Genomic DNA, 17,656 nt, shown 5'->3' with positions numbered 1-17,656 from the left:
CATAGCGCCTAAGTATGACTGACACAGAAAAGAAGTATAATATCGCATTTGTTGGTGCCGGAAACGTAGCCTGGCACCTGGCGCAGGCTTTCACTGGCGCAGGCCACAAGGTAAAGGCAATCTACAGCCGAAGCACGGCTACCAGTGAGCAGCTGGCAAGTATACTTCCAGAGGCAAAACCAGTCCAGAGCCTTGATTTTACTGGTTCAGCGGTTGATGTTATACTTATTGCCGTACCCGATGCTGCTTTACAAAGTATAGCCTTCAAAATTAAAGTTGCACCAGGCACTATTGTAGCCCATACTTCTGGTTCACAGCCTTTAAATATACTTAACCTTGTACATGGTGCACAACCAGCCGTGTTCTACCCGCTCCAGACTTTCTCCAAAACCAAAACCTTGGACCTGAAACAGGTGCCTATACTTTTAGAGGCTGAGCAGCAAAGCACCTTACAACAGCTGGAACTCCTGGCGCAAAGTATAAGCACCAAAGTACACAAAGTAGACTCGGAGGCACGGCGACAACTGCATTTGGCTGCTGTATTTGCCTGCAACTTTACCAACCATCTGCTAGGCGTAAGTCAGCAGTTACTACAGGAAGCGAATTTACCCACTGAGCTATTGCATCCGCTGGTACAGGAAACCATTGCCAAAGCCACGGAGCAGCCCCCATTCCAGGTGCAAACCGGCCCAGCCATTCGCCACGACAACAACGTAATACAAACGCACCTGCACATGCTGCAGCAGCACCCGCGGCTTCAGGAGCTTTACCAAAAACTAACCGAAAGTATACAGGCAACCCAAGTATAACTTTTTGCAAAGGCACTGGTTAAACTGAATGGCCAACTAGTAGCGTATACTTTGATTCGGCAGGCAGGCTTTGTACCTTTGCACTTTAAATTGAGATCGCACAAAATGAAAGTAGTAAATATAACCTTTAAGTTTGCAGATGGCTCTCCTGATGAGATACACCCAGCCGTAGAGGGTGAATCAGTTTTGGATGTAGCGCTGAATAACGATATAAAATTACAGCACAACTGTGGCGGCGTGTGCGGGTGCAGTACCTGCCATGTGTACATAGAAGCCGGAATGGACGACCTGCCGGAGATCTCTGACAAAGAAGAAGACTACATTGACCGTGCCGTTGACCCGCGCATCAACTCCCGCCTTGGCTGCCAGTGTGTGATACAGGGCAACGAGGACATTGTAGTAACCATACCGGAGCAGGATTTCCTGGGGCACTAATTTAAATTGCTGAATGGCTAAATGGTTGGATTGTTGATTTCCTAAAGCAAGGTATCCCACACAACTTCAAAACCATTTAACCCTATAACCATTAAACCATTTAAATAATGAATAAGAACTACGAGCCGCCAATCCACTGGAACGATTACGAAGACATCGCCATGGCGCTTTATGAAAAATTCGGCGACGACTTTACAGAGTCTAAAATTTACCGCATCCGCTTTACAGAACTGCTCGAATGGGTACTATCGCTGCCAAACTTTGAAGGCAAGCGCGAAGAGGCAAACGAAGGCCACCTGGAGCAAATACAAGCTGCGTGGGTGTACGAGTGGCGCGACAATCAGGACTAATTTAAGCCTGCCCGCTTCGTATATATCGCATAAATTATATACTTTTAAAGGTTCTTTCTCGCAAAGAACCTTTTTTTATTCCTTATACCTATGTCAATTACACAAACAGATCTTACCCGTATCAACACCTTTGTTTTTGATGTTGACGGCGTTTTAACGGATGGACTGCTGTACTGCTTTGCCGATGGAGAGCAAGTGCGGGCCTTTAACATTAAAGACGGATTTGCTATTAAGCATGCCATTTCCCAGGGCTACAATGTGGCTATCATCTCTGGCAAAAATGAACCCGGCGTGCGCAATCGCCTGGAGCAGCTTAACATAGAAAATATCTTTTTGGGTATAGATGATAAGACAGATGTGTTTGAAGACTATCTGTACACCCAAGGCATTCATCCGGCAACAGTTGCTTACATGGGTGATGACATGCCTGACTATGAAGTAATGCAACGCTGCGGCCTAAGAGCCTGTCCGTCAGACGCTGCAGATGATATAAGAGAAATCTCTACTTTTATATCTACTAAGAAAGGCGGCAGAGGTGCAGTGCGGGAGCTGATCGAAACTATAATGAAAGCACAGGATACTTGGTAAACAGAAACTATACTTTTCCTTCAATTCAATATAAATTTTATCTTAATAGACTATTGCATATATTAAAAATGTTAATTACATTTCGCTAGATTTAAATTACAATTATTTATTCATTTTTATGAAAACAGGAAAAGTTAAGTTCTTTATTGAGTCAAAAGGTTTCGGTTTCATTACAGAAGATGAAACAAATGAGGATTTCTTTGTGCATGTAACAGGCCTAAACGGTGTTCAGATCCAGCAGCACGATCGCGTTGAGTTCGACACACAAGAAGGCAAAAAAGGAATCAACGCTGTAAACGTGAAAAGAATATAGTAAATATATACTCTGCCGTTACAGAAAAAGCCCTTGTTTAAAGCAAGGGCTTTTTTTATAGCTTGCCTTTACAAAACTGCCTCTTAACTTTATAGCACCTTTACTTCTTCTCGTGAAAACTATACTTAGCCTTATACGCTTTCCCAACCTGGTGCTTATCGTGTTAAGCCAGGCACTTGCACAGGTGTGCTTGTTGGCAGCAGGTGTGAGTTGGAGTAAAGTGCTAGAGCCGAATTTCCTTTTACTTACCATCTCTACCGTTCTAATCGCAGCTGCCGGCTATATCATTAATGATTACTACGATGTCAAGATAGACGCCATAAATAAACCCAGAAGACTACTGGTGGGGCGTAAAATCCGGCGCAGGAGGGCCATGTTCGCGCACCTTATACTTTCCTTTTTAGGGGTAGCAGGCGGGTTTCTACTTTCCATACCTGTTGGCTTAATTAATTTGGGCGCGGTGTTATTGTTGTGGGGCTACTCTGCTCGGTTAAAGAAAATGCTGTTAATCGGTAATGTGGTCATATCCCTTTTATCAGCTTCTATGCTTTTGGTCGTAGCCGTTTACGCCGATACACTAAATAACATTACCCTAGGCTATGCACTTTTTGCGCTGCTCATCTCTCTCATTCGTGAGATTATAAAAGACATGGAAGATGTAAAAGGTGATGCCTCTTTTGATTGCCGCACGTTACCCATTGTAGCGGGCCTCAGAAACACAAAGCTCGTGCTTTACCCGCTCATATCCGTGTTCCAAGCTTTCCTGATAGTGGTTATACTTCACTCCAGAACCTCTCTCCTTCTGGATAGCTACATGATTATACTTGTACTTGCCCCAAGTGTGTGGCTGCTGCTTAAGCTAATCCGGGCCGACCGCAGAAGGGATTTCACTTATCTGAGTAACCTGAACAAGTTCATCATGCTGACAGGTATACTTTCGATGCTGTTGGTTGGATAGACAAGTATAAACCTGCTGCTTTGCCTACTCCAGCAGTAAAGCCTCTGAACTTATACTTGCACCAATCACTCTTTGGCACCATATACAAAAGACACAACACAATAAACTATAGCTGTAGCCATATAGGTTTGCTATTTTTTTGTCTAAGCAACTTTGGAATAAATGAATGTTCCTGTACATGATCTTCTAAATAAAAAAGGCCTGACGATTTCTCGCCAGGCCTTTTTGTAAATTATAAATATGATTAGCGAACTACCACACGCTGTGTATTCACATTGCTGCCATCCTGGATTCTTACTATGTAAGTACCTTTAGCAACTTTGCTTAAGTCTAGCTCAACCACACCGTTTACGTTATTCTTAGCAACAACTGCACGGCCCATCATATCAATAACCTGAATGTTTGCGTTTCTTGCATTAATAAGATCGACTTTAACAGCGCCTGTCGTTAGAGTAGGATAAACTGCAAAGCCACCTTTCTCGAAGCCTTTCTTGATGCCTGTTGTGGTTTTGGCCACTGCACTTACGTTTGTAGACGCGAGTACAACTGCAGAATTTGTTGCATCCACTAATTGCACTGTATAGTTGTAATCTCCAGAGGCGCTAAACATCGCTGTGAAGTTATAGGCTGCGTCGCTAACTGTAACAGGGCCCGCTGTCGGCATGTAATAAGCAATACCGTCTGTGCCAAATACCAGTCTAACAGGCTCAGTAGCATCTGTGTTCTCGATAATCACATTGTTTGCTTTGCTTGCGTCAGCTAGTATAAACTTAAAGCGAGCTGTTTTGTCTGTAAGATCGCCTTTAGTTGTTGTTAACGTAAAGTTAGTTGTCTCTCCTGCCAAAATATTATCGGCATTAGTATAGTTACTTGCTAAAGTAGCGTTTTGGAAGGCAGCTACTACTACGCTCTCATTAGATGTAGCAAGAACCACGTTGTCAGATACTCTTACAAGTTCTACTTTGTAGCCATAAGTACCAGCTTCGTCAAACGTAGCTCTGAACTTAAGGCCATTGATCTGGCTAAGTGCCATACCGCCAGTTGGTCCTATCGTAATAACACCATCCGTACCGATTGCAACTGGCTTGTAGGTGTTATCAGTATTGTCAAAGTACTCAAGCGTAATGTCATCTGCCTGAGCGGCTGTTGTTAACGTAAGACGGCCAAGTACCATTGTTGCAGGGTTTACGTCACCGGCAGTAGCTGTAATTGTAAACTCTTCAGCTCTTGTAGCTTTAACGTTTGCTCTTGCATCTAGTGTAGTAGCAATAGTAGCATTTTGGAAGGCAGTGACTGTTACGCTTTCATTAGAGGACGCCAGAACAACGTCATCAGCTACTCTGATCAGTTCTAATTTATAGGCGTAAGTACCGGCAGTATTAAATGTTACTCTAAAGTCTAACTCACCTAACTGGCTAAGCGCAATTTCACCGTCTTCACCTATAGTAACTGTACCATCAGCTTTAATAGGTATCTCCATGTAAGTGCCGGTTAGGTCCTGTATCTCAATTTTGATGTTTGCTGCCTGTGCAGGGTTGGCTAGTGTAAACTTGCCAAGTACCTTAGTAGTTGGATCTACATCTCCGGCTGTAACAGCTACAGTAAACTCCTCGGCAACTGTGGCTTTAACCCCTGTTCTGTTATTCAGGTTAGAGGAGATAGTGGCGTTGTCGAACTTAACCGTTACAGTCTCCTCAGACTTAGCCGCAAGCTGCCCGTCAATTTTCTTTACCAGCTCAATTGCGTAGTTATAAGTGCCATTTCCTGTAACAACTGCTCTTAACTTAAGCGTACCATCAGCTAGATTGATACCATTTACAGGATCGCCATAGTAAGCAACACCCTCTGTGTTAAAAGTAAGCGGCTGATAGTTGCCCGCAGAGGCTTCATAAGATAGCTGAATGTTAGCTGCCTGAGCTGGATTAGCCAGCACTACGCGAGCCAACACCTTTGTGTCATTCGGCCAGGAGCCTGCATCAACAGTCACATCAAAGTCAACAGTTCGTCCTCTTATAATGGTGGCACCGTCAAGAGTGCTCGCTACAGTTGCGCCTTCCAGTACAGTTATTGTTTCTGTTACCTGGGCAAGTGTGTTCCCATCAACTCTTACAATTTCAACTTTGTAAGTATAAGTACCTGCTTCAGTAAAGTTAATTTTCAGCAGTTGCTCAAATTCCTCATTAAACAAAAAGCCTCCTTCTGGACCAAAAACAAGCACACCGTCAGCGCCTATAGTAAGGCTCTCAAAATCAGTACCGGTCGTGTTGTACATCAGGCTAAAGTTATCGTGCTGCGTAGGGTCCGAAAGTGTTAGCTTAACATTCACCATATCGCCTGTTCTATCATTTGGATTGCCAAACAGCGAGAACAGCACGTCTTCATTTGTCCTGATTTTTAGCGTCCCCATACTAACATTATCTAATGTAGTATTTACAGTAGGTTCTAAAAAGGAAACTGCTGTTGCGCTGCTGGTGCTTGTTAGTACAGTATTGTCTGCTGCATTTTGCAGTTCTAAAGTATAAGCAAAATTTCCTACTGCATTAAATTTTGCTGTAAACTCAGGACTTAATGTTGCAGCAAATGCATACGTACCAAGAACTGCCTCTGTGCCACTAAAAGCAATAGCAGCACCTTCACTGGTTTTAAGCTCTAGCTGCGTTACCTGAGTAACTGCATTATCGCCGTTAAGCTTTAGTACCAGCTTAACATTTTCAGCAGTGGCATCATTTTTTGCTACGTTAACTGCAAACGGCACCACTGTGTAGGCTTTTGCAGTTGCTGGAAGGGTGGTGGTTATGGTTGGGGCAGTTTGAGCCCAAGCATTGCTCATGGCTCCAAGTAAGGCCAGCAAAGCAATCATAAAAAAGCGTAAAGGTGTTTTCATCAATTGGTTTTTAATGTGGACAATGGATAAGAAGTTCGATTTATAAACATCAAAAAATATATACTAATATTTGAATATTAGGTTGCACTCAGCATCAACTATACTACATTATTATATATTATTAAAAGTAGTATGGCTTACCTAAGAACAGCTAACTAAAAACAAAAAGGCCTACAGATTACTCTGTAGGCCTTTCTAGTGATTTTAAATTATAGACTATCTCACGACAAAGCGACTGCCGGCAACATCTTTTCCGCTGGTAATCTTTACAAAGTAAGTACCCTTTGCCATGCGGCTGGTATTTACCTGCACAGCACCCGATGCTTTCTCTACCTGCATTACTACGCGACCTAGTATATCTGTAACAGTTATATCGGCACTTCTCACATCGCCTAAGTCTACTCTAACCGTTCCGTTAGCTAAAGTTGGATATACACTAATGCGCGTATTGCCAATCATGTCGTCTATGCCGGCCACACCGGTAACGGTTACAGTTTCGTTTACAGAGGCTATAATATTACCTTCGTCGCGTCTTAAGCGAACCGTATAAGTATAAGTACCTGGCTGCGAAAAGTTAATTCTAAGAATCTGGTTGATGTCCGGGTTGTTTGCTATTGCTGTAAGCGTCTCGCCACCTGCAGGACCAATAACAGCTACACCATTGCTATTGAAGGTAAGCGGCTGGAAATCTGGCTCTCCCCCGTTCATGATCGCTCTTCTGACATCATAAAGCAGTGTGAAGTTGTTACGCTGTGCAGGATCGGCCAGCGCTATTTCTATATTTGCTTTCTCGCCTGCGCGGTCATTAGCATCCGCAAGTATCTGCCACTCTATATTTCTACCAGTCTCTAGCCCTCCGTTAGGATCTTGGTCAATATTGTCGAGTGTGCTGTTTATGGTTGGCTCCTGCAGAGTTGTTACAGTTACAGATCCCGAGACAGAAGAGCCAATGGCAGTGGAGGTGTTTGTAGCATCTACCATTCCTAGTGTATAGCCGTAAGTATCGCCTCTGTTAAACAGTATTTTAAAGTTGTGTACAGCATTGGTCTGGGTAAGCGTGAAAGGACCAAAAGTAGCTACACCATTTGCATCAATAGTAAGAGTAGTAAAATCTGTAGCGCCAGGAGCCTGGTACTGCAGAATAATATCATTTGTATTGTATGGTGTGAAGTCAAGCTTTCCTAACACTGACTGTGCAGTAGGACCACTAGTAGTTACACTAAAATCTCTAGTAATACCTGTTTTAACATTTGTTAAGTCGTTGAGTGTTGTACTTATGGTTTGCGCAAAGCTATGCCCTTGCATAACAACCATAAGCAACAATGCGATGCCTAAACGTAAAGGTGTTTTCATTTGAGTAAATTTTCGATTAAAAGATTTTTGACGCAATAGTTATCTCCAAACGGCATTTCGTCCGTTACAGCACGTATCGTACAATACTGTGTTTATCAAAAAAGGATGTATTATTTATACTAAAAGTTGTTTAAACCTTTAATAATCAACATATATATTTTATACTATATCGCATCAGTCAATACAAACCGATGTTAAAAGCGAAGATTAAGAAGAAACGTTAGCATATATAACAGCAGATAAATTATATTTGGAGGTTATATGATGCAGCAACAGAAAGAAATAAGAAGAAAGGCACAGGAGCTACTCCTGAAGTATGGCTTGCGCAAGACAAGCTGCAGGGTTAGTGTATTGGAGCTGCTTATGCATTACAACTACGCTCTTGCCCACGCCGACCTCGAAAAACAACTTGGCAGCGACTACGACAGGGTAACCCTGTACCGCACGCTGTATTCTTTTAAAGAGCAGGGCCTGGTGCACAGCATCACTGATCTTAATGGTATCATCAAGTACGCCCTTTGCCGAGAAGCCTGTAGCAATTTACAGCATCAGCACGACCATGTCCATTTTAGCTGTTGCAAGTGTGGGCAAACCTACTGCCTTAACGAAGTAAGACTTGGGCCAATAAGTTTACCAGAAGGATATTCGGCAAGCGATGTACAATTTTCGGTGCAGGGTATCTGCAAGGCCTGTAATGCGCAAAGCATAGAAGGCAACTTTTGCCGTGAGCCCTTCCCGATTTAATAATCAGTATATTAGGGCCGCCGCTAACTATTGAACAGCAGCTAAAGTATAACTCTGCAACGTATACTGTGCCCAAACTATGGTAAATCAAAATGCATCTGTTACTGCTTTTCAAAGGCTGGTAAGCTCCCCCACCAAATTCCGGGTTTTTCTGCTGGCAAAGCTGCCTATGGCTTATTTGGCAGGATTACGCATAAAATCACTTTCTACAGATGCCGCTTCTGTTACCATACCTTACAAGTACCTGAACAAAAACCCCTTTCGCTCAATCTATTTTGCCTGCTTAAGTATGGCTGCCGAGCTGTCTACTGGTGTACTATGCATGATGCAGGTGTACAAAGCTAGCCCATCAGTTTCAATGCTGGTAATGCACATGGAGGCCGACTTCACCAAGAAAGCTGTGGGTATAATTACCTTTACCTGCAACGATGGCCAGAAAATAAAAAAAGCCGCTGACCATACAAAAGCTACCGGCGAGGGCGTAACGGTAATAGCCACAAGTATAGGCACTGATGAGGTTGGAGATAGGGTGGCGGAGTTTAGGTTTACCTGGTCGTTAAAGGCGAAAAGCGCAAAGAAAGTATAGCAGAAGAGATATTACCTGTAATTATTTAGCTAAATTGCATACAGCTTGTACTTGAATCAAAAAGGTAACACAGCTGTTCTATACTAGCTGACAAGCATTCAAGATTGCTAAAGGCAGGAAATTAGAAGAATACGTTAGCGTTGCCTAACATAGCAAACAACCTCTCTAATGAGCACACCTCAAAACCTTAAAGAAGAAATAGAAGAATTTAAAGCAGTCTTAAATAGTTTTGGGGTGCACTCTGCTCTGAAGTTCCTTAACAACAGAACTCCTCACCGCTACACAGGCTTGTACCGGTACGATGGAGATACGCTGCGCAACATAGCCTTATATGACAGCTATGACCAAGAGCTACAGAAAGGAGATGATGCGCCCATGAATGCCACCTACTGCTCGCTGTTGCAAAAGGAGCAAAAACTTGAAATAACTGACGCATCAGAAGACATAAGAGTAAAAAACAAAATCATAACTCCTGTTACTTCTTATTGCGGGGTCTTGATAAGAGATTCAGATGGGGAGCCCTTCGGTACATTGTGCCATTTTGATTTGAAACGCTGCCAGGAACGTATCTCTGATTTTCCTCTTCTTGAAGCTGCAGCCTCCACTTTTTACCAGCACATTTACCCTGATTAATCAGATCTATCTGATTCCTTAAATATAAGACAGGGGTTATTCATTGTAGTAAACACTCCCTACTTGTAAGAGCTCTGCTCATAATGCTGATGTTACAGAAAGCACTGGGCTAAAAACTGACTACATAAACTATAGTCTAAATTAGATAGTCCCAGCCCCTGTTGGTACCAAGAGCACGCAGTTACCCTTTCACATTTATACTTATACTTGCTGGCAAGTAAAACCAAACCCGCTATATTTGCAGCTTCAAAGCAAGATTATACTTTTGGAACGACCAGAAAAGAAGAATATAGTCATTTTCGCTTCCGGATCGGGGAGCAATGCACAGCGCCTGCTCGAGCACTTTGAGCACCATCCACAAATACGTGTGGCCGCCCTGTTCTCCAACAACCCGAAAGCGTATGCCCTTAAAAGAGCCGAGACCTACCACGTCCCGGCTCTTTTGTTTTCCAGGGATGAGTTTTACCACTCCGGCAAAGTGCTGGAACAGGTAAAAGCTTTCAACCCTGACCTAATTGTGCTGGCGGGCTTTCTGTGGTTGGTGCCGCAAAACCTGCTGCACGCTTTCCCGAATAAAATCATCAACATACACCCTGCCCTGCTGCCTAAATATGGCGGCAAAGGCATGCACGGCATTAATGTGCACGCAGCGGTGGTGCAGGCCGGCGAGGAGCAGTCGGGTATAACCATTCACCGCGTAAACGAAGAATACGATAAAGGCGAGTTTATACTTCAGGAGTACTGCCCGGTACTCCCTGCCGACACCCCCGAAGAACTAGCCGCACGCGTACTGCAATTGGAGCACAAGCACCTGCCGCTGGTGGTAGAGCAATTGCTGCTCGAGAAAGACAAACTATAGAAATCAACATCAACCCATACAACCCATGCAACCAGTTCAAATTAAATCAGCACTTATATCGGTATACTATAAAGACCGCCTGGAGCCACTCGTAGAGCTCCTGAAAAAGCACAACGTTACTATTTACTCTACAGGTGGCACACAGGCTTTCCTGGAAGAGCAAGGTGCTGAGGTAGTAGCCGTAGAAGACTTGACTGCTTACCCGTCTATTTTTGGTGGCCGCGTAAAGACACTTCACCCGAAAGTATTCGGCGGTATACTTCACCGCCGCGACAACGACAGCGACCTGGCTGAGAGAGCACAGTACGAAATTCCGCCAATCGACTTAGTGGTGGTAGATCTTTATCCCTTCGAGGAAACTGTAGCATCAGGCGCATCAGAGGCTGATATTATTGAGAAGATTGACATTGGTGGTATCTCGCTTATACGTGCCGCTGCTAAAAACTTCAAAGATGTGCTGATTGTATCGTCCAGAGAGCAGTATGATGACGTGGTAAACCTGCTGCAGGAGAAGAAAGGTTCAACTGACCTGGAAGACCGCAAGCGTTTTGCTGCTAAGGCCTTTGATGTTTCGTCGCACTACGACACCCACATCTTCAACTACCTGAACGGCGGCAACGAGGAGCAGCCGTTTAAGCAAAGCGTGCGTGAGGCTACTCCGTTGCGCTACGGGGAAAATCCACACCAGAAAGGCACATTCTATGGTAAGTTAGATGACCTTTTTGAGCAGCTAAACGGCAAGCAGCTTTCCTATAATAATTTAGTGGATGTTGACGCCGCAGTTGCACTGGCCGCTGAGTTTGAGGAGCCTGTTGTAGCTATACTAAAGCATACTAACGCCTGCGGTTGCGCCACCGGCAATTCTATAAAAGAGGCCTACCTGAACGCACTTTCTTCTGACCCCGTGTCTGCTTTTGGTGGTGTGATTATCGCCAACAGAGCAATAGACATGGCTGCCGCCGAAGAGCTAAACAAGCTTTTCTTTGAGGTACTCATCGCTCCATCTTTTGATGCCGATGCTCTGGAATTACTGAAGACAAAGAAGAACCGCATCCTGCTAAAGCAGAACAATGTGGAGATGCCGAAGAAGCAGTTTAAAACTTTGCTGAACGGTGTAATTGAACAAGATAAGGACCTTGCTACCGAAACTGAGGCCGACTTTAAAACAGTTACCAAGCGTGAGCCAACCGCTGAGGAGAAAAAGGCCCTTGTTTTCGCTGCTAAAGTTTGCAAGCACACCAAGTCTAACACCATTGTGCTGGCTACAGATAAAATGATGTTCTCCAGCGGCGTTGGCCAGACCTCCAGAGTTGACGCCCTTCGTCAGGCTATTGAAAAAGCTAAGAGCTTCGGGTTTGACATGAGTAAAACAGTAATGGCTTCAGATGCCTTCTTCCCGTTTCCAGACTGTGTAGAGATCGCCGACAAGGCCGGTATAAAAGCAGTAGTACAGCCAGGAGGCTCTATCAAAGATCAAGATTCCATTGACTATTGTGACGCGCACAACATGGCGATGGTCATGACCGGAGTGCGCCACTTCAAACATTAATTCTCACCTTACATGATAATCCCATAGCCCCGGCACTTTTAAGCCGGGGCTTTTTTTGTTCATGCTTATACCAAACGTTTAGTTAAATTGCATATCTGCTAAAACACTATAGCACAGTAGACCACCATGGGCTTTATTGATAAATATACAGGCAAACTACGCACGTACAAGGCTGTTTATACTTTGAACAACATCCTGCAGTACAAAAAATTAAAGCATAACAAGGCCCTGTACAAGAAGTATAAGCTCGATCAATCAATCTACAGCCCCATCTCAAGTTCTATACTTAAGCAGCTCCCACCTCAGCCATCCCCATGGTTGGATGCACCAGACGCAGCGCAGAAACTGAAAGTAAGCCAGCAACTGGAACAGTTCGCGCAGGAATTGCAGGGAAAAATCAAAGCTTGGCCAGACAATGGTTTTCTTTCGCTTGAAGGCTTCTTTGGCGAAGAAGAGGTAGACAAGGTAAACACCGAAATAGACAAATTGCTGGAGTCGCATAAGGTCGACTTCAACTATACAAACAAAAAAATCATGTTTGCCTTCAGGCATTCAGAAGCTCTAAAGGCCATACTTTACACGCCGGCACTTACCAGCATACTCGAGTTTATACTTGGCCGCCAGGTTATCCCATTCCAGACGATCAACTTTATAAAAGGGAGCGAACAATTGGCTCACTCCGACTCTATCCACATGACAACCCATCCGCTGGGAAATCTTATTGCTGTCTGGATAGCTCTGGAGGATACAGACAAAAGCAATGGTCCGCTGTTTTATTACCCTGGCAGCCATAAACTCCCTTACATCCTAAATGATAACTTTGAAGGTGGCAATACGAAGTATAGGATCGGCGACTTTGTTTACAAAAAGTATGAGGAGAAGGTACAGCAGGTTGTAAAAGAAGAACAACTGCAAAAGAAGACCTTTTACGCTAAAAAGGGAGATGTTTTTATCTGGCATGCAAACCTGCTGCATGGCGGCAGCCCTGTACTTAACCCGGAAAGCACCCGAAAAAGTATGGTAATTCACTATTATGCCAAAGACGTGATTTGCTATCATGAAATTACGCAGCGCCCTGCCCTCATCAGCAACTACCCAATATCCGAGGTTCAGGTAATAGAAATGGACTAAATTGTACAACCTCCTGCTGCCTGTAAGAGCGCAAAAACATCCCAGCAAAATTAACCAGGTGTAAAATCTGAAGAAAATATTTGCGTTTAATTTGGGAGTGGATAAAAGAAGGTTATTAATTCCGCTGAATTTCACTAATTTTGCCGCAAGTTTTTGACTAAAAATATTGTATATTTAAAATATAAGCAGGCTGAACTTGTCTGTACATTTATCAAATGGGACTTTTCAATTTTCTAACAAGTGATATAGCGATTGATCTGGGTACAGCCAATACCCTGATCATCCACAACGATAAAATTGTAGTAGACGAGCCTTCGATTATTGCAGTAGACCGTACATCGGGCAGAGTGCTGGCCATTGGCCGCAATGCGATGCAGATGCACGAAAAAACCCACGAGAACATCAAAACCATTCGTCCGCTAAAAGACGGTGTTATCGCCGACTTCCACGCTGCCGAGGAAATGATTCGTGGCATGATCAAGATGATCGACACTGGCCGCCGTTTATTCCAGCCTTCGCACCGCATGGTAATTTGTATTCCGTCAGGCATCACTGAAGTGGAGAAGCGTGCTGTACGCGACTCTGCACAGCATGCCGGCGCCAAGGAAGTATGGATGATCCAGGAGCCAATGGCAGCCGCTATCGGTATCGGCATTGACGTGGAGCAACCTATCGGCTCTATGATCGTGGATATTGGAGGTGGTACAACAGAGATCGCGGTAATCGCGCTTTCTGGTATCGTGTGCGACCAGTCTATCAGAATTGCCGGTGACGTATTTACAAAAGACATCCTGGATTACATGCGCCGCCAGCACAACCTGCTTATCGGTGAGCGTTCTGCGGAGAAGATCAAGATAGAGGTTGGCGCAGCCCTTACAGATATTGAGAACCCTCCGGCTGACTATGAAATTCGCGGCCGCGACCTGATGACAGGTATTCCGAAAGTTATCAAAGTAACTTATCAGGAAATCGCCATTGCCCTGGATAAATCGGTATCTAAGATTGAGGAGGCCGTTCTGAAGGCATTGGAGATCGCTCCGCCAGAGCTTTCTGCCGATATCTACGACAATGGTATCCACTTAACAGGCGGTGGTGCAATGCTGCGCGGCCTGGATAAGCGTCTGGCTGCTAAAACCAAGCTGCCTATCCACATTGCCGAAGATCCGCTTAGAGCAGTTGTTCGCGGTACTGGAGCGGCTATCAAGAACATCGAAGGATTTAAGAACGTCCTGCTAACATAAGGGGACTAAATGCGGAATCTTTTTGCTTTTATATACCGGTTCCGTGCATTCCTGGTATTTGTGTTGCTGGAGGTGCTGTGCGTGTTCCTGATTGTGCGCTATAACACATACCAGGGGGCAGCCTTTTTTAACTCGGCAAACAAATACGTTGGGGAGGTACTGGAGTTCCAGAGCGGCATAACCGACTATTTCAGGCTGGCTAATGTGAACAGTACATTAGCCCGGGAGAATGCTGTGCTGCGCCAGGAACTGCTGCAGTACCGCAGAGCCTCCCTGATCGATAGCACCAGCAACCTGGATACCACTTTTTTTGCTGTTACCGATACGCTTAAAGCCTATCCTTTTGTGTTACATGCAGGACGCGTTATAAACAACTCTGTGCGCCGTACCAACAACACACTAACACTGGCTGTTGGCACAGCTGATGGAGTGGAGCCGGGTATGGGGGTTATTGCAAGTAATGGAGTGGTAGGGCGCATCAAAACAGTGTCTAAAAACTACTCTACGGCTACTTCGCTGCTGCACTCGCAGATGCTGATATCTGCTAAAATCAAAAAGAACAACACCATGGGCACTATTAAGTGGGCTGGTGGCGATTACCGCACCGCTCTGCTTGACTATGTGCCGCTACACGTGAAACTTGCAAAAGGCGACACAGTTGTTACCAGCGGATTTAACACTGTTTTCCCGGAAGGCATCATGGTGGGCACGATCAGCTCGGTTGCTAAGGAGCCTGACAAGAGCTTTTTTACGATAAAAGTAAAACTGGCAGTTGATTTTGCGCAATTATCCTATGTGTATGTAGTGGATAACAGGAAAACGGCAGAGCGCGAAAAATTAGAACAAAACGCAGGCATACTTCCAAATGAAGAGTAGCATTGGCCTAAATAACATTTTGCAGTTTTTACTGTTTGTAGCACTCCAGATCCTGCTCATGGATAACCTGGTGCTCTATAGCACCGGCTTTTGCTATATCTATGTGGCTTTTTTGCTCTTTCTGCCAATCAACATCAACAGGCTGCTGCTGCTCTTCCTGGGCTTTTTAGTAGGCTTTACGGTAGATATATTCTACGACACCATGGGCATACACGCAGCTGCCAGCGTGTTAATGGCCTTTTTGCGCCCTCTCCTTTTGAACCTTCTTACACCCCGTGACGGTTACGACATAAGTGATTCGGTAAACATACACAAAATGGGCAAAGGCTGGTTTCTGGCTTATACTTTCACGTTGCTGCTGATACACCACGCAGCAGTATTTTTTCTTGAAAGGATCAGCTTTGACGATGTACTGCAAACGCTATTGAAAATTGTACTGAGCGTGTTGTTTACCGGTGTGGTTATAATTATACTACAGTTGCTGTTCTTTTCACCTAAGAGAACAAGTAGAGCTTAAATGAAATACCTAGAAAACAGAAAGTACGTAATTCAGGGCATTTTCTTACTGGTGGGCATGGTGTATGCCCTTCGCCTTTTCTATATACAAGTAGTAGACAGCAGCTACAAGCAGGCTGCCGAAACCAACGCCATTAAAACCATCATTCAATATCCGTTCCGCGGCCTTATTTACGACCGCGAAGGAAAGCTGCTGGTACAGAACACTCCCGTTTATGATTTGATGGTAGTGCCCAAAGAGGTAAAACAGCTCGACACGCTTAGGCTGAGCAGCCTGCTGGAGCTACCTTTGGATGATGTTCGCGAACGCTTGAAAAAGGCGCGCACTTTCTCCTATGTGCAGCCATCTATCTTTTACCAGAAACTTACAACACAGGATCTGGCCCACATACAGGACAACCTGATCGATTTCCCTGGTTTTTATATCAATGCCCGAACCGCACGCGGATATCCGCACCAAAGTTTATCGCATGCACTAGGTTATATTGCTGAGATCAGTCCGAAGCAATTAGAAGACACTGCCTATGTAGGATACCGCCCCGGCGACTATATTGGCAAAAGTGGTATTGAGCTGGAGTACGAGAAATTCCTGATGGGTAAGCGCGGCGTGAAGTATAAAATGGTAAACGTGCGTGGCGTTGAAAAAGGGCCTTTTAAAGAAGGAGCCTACGATACGCTCTCTGTTGCCGGTAAAAACCTGGTAAGCACCATCGACCTGGACCTGCAGGCTTACGGCGAGCACCTGATGAATGGTGCCAAGGGAAGTATAGTAGCCATTGAGCCAGCCACCGGAGAAGTCTTGGCATACATTTCAGCACCTTTTTACGACCCTAACCTGTTCACCGGCAAAGACTACGGCAAGAACTACATGGCCCTGCTACAAGACAAGGACAAGACCATGTTCAACCGTCCTATCATGGCAGACCAGAACCCGCCGGGATCTATTTTTAAACTGGTACAGGCCCTGATTGCCTTGGAAGACGGCGTAATAACCCCGAAAACACAGTTTGCGTGTAATAAGGCGCTGGTAAATTGCCACCCGCACCCGTCTCCACTTGACCTTTATGGGGCAGTACAGCACTCCTGCAATCCTTGGTTCTTCCAGGCTTACAGGCTGTTGCTAAACCAAGGCAAATCGAATAACACTTTTACTGATACCTCTATTGGTCTAAGAGACTGGAGGGAGCAGGTGCTTACTTTCGGATTTGGGCAGCAGTTGGGCATCGATATACCAGGCGAAAAGAAGGGCATTATTGCCTCCCCGGAAATGTATGACCGTGTATATGGCAAAAACCGCTGGAAGTACTCTACCATTTACTCGCTAAGTATAGGCCAGGGTGAGCTAGGCGTAACGCCGCTGCAAATGGCTAACTTTATGGCCATTGTGGCAAACAGAGGCTATTATGTAACACCACACATTATTCGCTCGGTAGGCGAGAACGGAAAACCGCTACAGGAGTACCAGGAGCGTCATTATACTTCTGTTGATCCTAAACACTATGAGCCTATTGTAGAAGGTATGGCCGAGGTGGTGCGCGCAGGTACAGCACGAAGAGCAAATTTGGCGAAAGTGGGCATCGAAGTATGCGGCAAAACCGGTACTGCCCAAAACCCACAGGGTCCTGACCACGCTGTGTTCGTAGCCTTTGCGCCAAAAGAGAACCCTAAAATCGCCATTGCAGTTTATGTAGAGCATGGAAAATGGGGAGGACAGTCTGCAGCTCCAATTGCGGGTCTGATGATCGAAAAGTACCTGACGGATACAGTAACGATCAAGGAACAGGAGAAGTGGGTGCTTAGCCGCGAGTACCTGAACATTAAATCGAAGTAA

At 44.9% G+C, this 17,656-nt stretch carries 18 protein-coding genes; 16 read left to right on the top strand and 2 right to left on the bottom strand.

Annotated features, from left to right (window positions below; genetic code table 11):
- The first annotated feature begins 14 nt into the window (after positions 1-14).
- From H8S84_RS08090 to H8S84_RS08065, 6 genes are all read left to right on the top strand, one after another.
- The gene (locus tag H8S84_RS08090; RefSeq protein ID WP_187066828.1) at positions 15-809 is read left to right on the top strand and encodes a Rossmann-like and DUF2520 domain-containing protein; all 795 of its coding nucleotides are present in this window, start codon (positions 15-17) and stop codon (positions 807-809) included.
- A 105-nt stretch (positions 810-914) separates the two neighbouring features.
- Complete coding sequence (locus H8S84_RS08085; RefSeq protein WP_187066827.1) at positions 915-1,244, top strand: 2Fe-2S iron-sulfur cluster-binding protein; 330 nt, start codon at positions 915-917, stop codon at positions 1,242-1,244.
- 107 nt (positions 1,245-1,351) lie between these two features.
- Positions 1,352-1,594: a Fe-S cluster assembly protein IscX gene (iscX, locus tag H8S84_RS08080; RefSeq protein WP_187066826.1), complete on the top strand. Its 243-nt coding sequence runs from the start codon at positions 1,352-1,354 to the stop codon at positions 1,592-1,594.
- A 90-nt stretch (positions 1,595-1,684) separates the two neighbouring features.
- Complete coding sequence (locus H8S84_RS08075; protein WP_187066825.1) at positions 1,685-2,182, top strand: KdsC family phosphatase; 498 nt, start codon at positions 1,685-1,687, stop codon at positions 2,180-2,182.
- Positions 2,183-2,300: 118 nt separating this feature from the next.
- Positions 2,301-2,495: a cold-shock protein gene (locus H8S84_RS08070; RefSeq protein ID WP_187066824.1), complete on the top strand. Its 195-nt coding sequence runs from the start codon at positions 2,301-2,303 to the stop codon at positions 2,493-2,495.
- A gap of 112 nt (positions 2,496-2,607) precedes the next feature.
- On the top strand, positions 2,608-3,453 hold the full coding sequence (locus H8S84_RS08065; RefSeq protein ID WP_187066823.1) for a geranylgeranylglycerol-phosphate geranylgeranyltransferase: 846 nt from the start codon (positions 2,608-2,610) through the stop codon (positions 3,451-3,453).
- A 244-nt stretch (positions 3,454-3,697) separates the two neighbouring features.
- Here the strand turns inward: H8S84_RS08065 and H8S84_RS08060 are convergent, their stop codons facing one another.
- Both H8S84_RS08060 and H8S84_RS08055 read right to left on the bottom strand, forming a co-directional pair.
- Positions 3,698-6,337, bottom strand: coding sequence for a T9SS type A sorting domain-containing protein (locus tag H8S84_RS08060; protein ID WP_187066822.1), 2,640 nt, complete (start codon positions 6,335-6,337; stop codon positions 3,698-3,700).
- A 216-nt stretch (positions 6,338-6,553) separates the two neighbouring features.
- Positions 6,554-7,690 (bottom strand): T9SS type A sorting domain-containing protein, encoded by a 1,137-nt coding sequence (locus tag H8S84_RS08055; protein ID WP_187066821.1) that lies wholly within the window; start codon positions 7,688-7,690, stop codon positions 6,554-6,556.
- Between the two features lie 261 nt (positions 7,691-7,951).
- On the opposite strand from H8S84_RS08055, the gene H8S84_RS08050 reads away from it, so the two are divergent.
- The 10 genes from H8S84_RS08050 to mrdA all read left to right on the top strand — a co-directional run bounded on the left by H8S84_RS08050 (position 7,952) and on the right by mrdA (position 17,656).
- A complete protein-coding gene (locus H8S84_RS08050; RefSeq protein WP_230407109.1) occupies positions 7,952-8,434 on the top strand; it encodes a Fur family transcriptional regulator in 483 nt (160 codons plus the stop codon).
- A 79-nt stretch (positions 8,435-8,513) separates the two neighbouring features.
- Complete coding sequence (locus H8S84_RS08045; protein ID WP_187066820.1) at positions 8,514-9,020, top strand: DUF4442 domain-containing protein; 507 nt, start codon at positions 8,514-8,516, stop codon at positions 9,018-9,020.
- 168 nt (positions 9,021-9,188) lie between these two features.
- Complete coding sequence (locus H8S84_RS08040; RefSeq protein WP_187066819.1) at positions 9,189-9,653, top strand: hypothetical protein; 465 nt, start codon at positions 9,189-9,191, stop codon at positions 9,651-9,653.
- A gap of 265 nt (positions 9,654-9,918) precedes the next feature.
- A complete protein-coding gene (gene purN, locus H8S84_RS08035; protein ID WP_187066818.1) occupies positions 9,919-10,512 on the top strand; it encodes a phosphoribosylglycinamide formyltransferase in 594 nt (197 codons plus the stop codon).
- 25 nt (positions 10,513-10,537) lie between these two features.
- Positions 10,538-12,061: a bifunctional phosphoribosylaminoimidazolecarboxamide formyltransferase/IMP cyclohydrolase gene (gene purH, locus H8S84_RS08030; RefSeq protein ID WP_187066817.1), complete on the top strand. Its 1,524-nt coding sequence runs from the start codon at positions 10,538-10,540 to the stop codon at positions 12,059-12,061.
- A 126-nt stretch (positions 12,062-12,187) separates the two neighbouring features.
- Positions 12,188-13,192 (top strand): phytanoyl-CoA dioxygenase family protein, encoded by a 1,005-nt coding sequence (locus tag H8S84_RS08025; RefSeq protein ID WP_187066816.1) that lies wholly within the window; start codon positions 12,188-12,190, stop codon positions 13,190-13,192.
- A gap of 215 nt (positions 13,193-13,407) precedes the next feature.
- Positions 13,408-14,433 carry a rod shape-determining protein gene (locus H8S84_RS08020; RefSeq protein WP_187066815.1) on the top strand — a complete coding sequence of 342 codons (1,026 nt, stop codon included), beginning with the start codon at positions 13,408-13,410 and terminating at the stop codon, positions 14,431-14,433.
- 9 nt (positions 14,434-14,442) lie between these two features.
- Positions 14,443-15,309 (top strand): rod shape-determining protein MreC, encoded by an 867-nt coding sequence (gene mreC, locus H8S84_RS08015; RefSeq protein ID WP_187066814.1) that lies wholly within the window; start codon positions 14,443-14,445, stop codon positions 15,307-15,309.
- Positions 15,299-15,826: a hypothetical protein gene (locus H8S84_RS08010; protein WP_187066813.1), complete on the top strand. Its 528-nt coding sequence runs from the start codon at positions 15,299-15,301 to the stop codon at positions 15,824-15,826. Before mreC ends, H8S84_RS08010 begins: the two co-directional genes overlap by 11 nt.
- Entirely contained in the window at positions 15,827-17,656 is a 1,830-nt protein-coding gene (gene mrdA, locus H8S84_RS08005) for a penicillin-binding protein 2 (RefSeq protein WP_187066812.1), read from the top strand.

Origin of the sequence: Pontibacter cellulosilyticus, from assembly GCF_014306105.1 — a bacterium.
In the GTDB taxonomy this organism is placed as follows: domain Bacteria; phylum Bacteroidota; class Bacteroidia; order Cytophagales; family Hymenobacteraceae; genus Pontibacter; species Pontibacter cellulosilyticus.
This window is presented reverse-complemented; position numbering and strand designations above follow the sequence as displayed.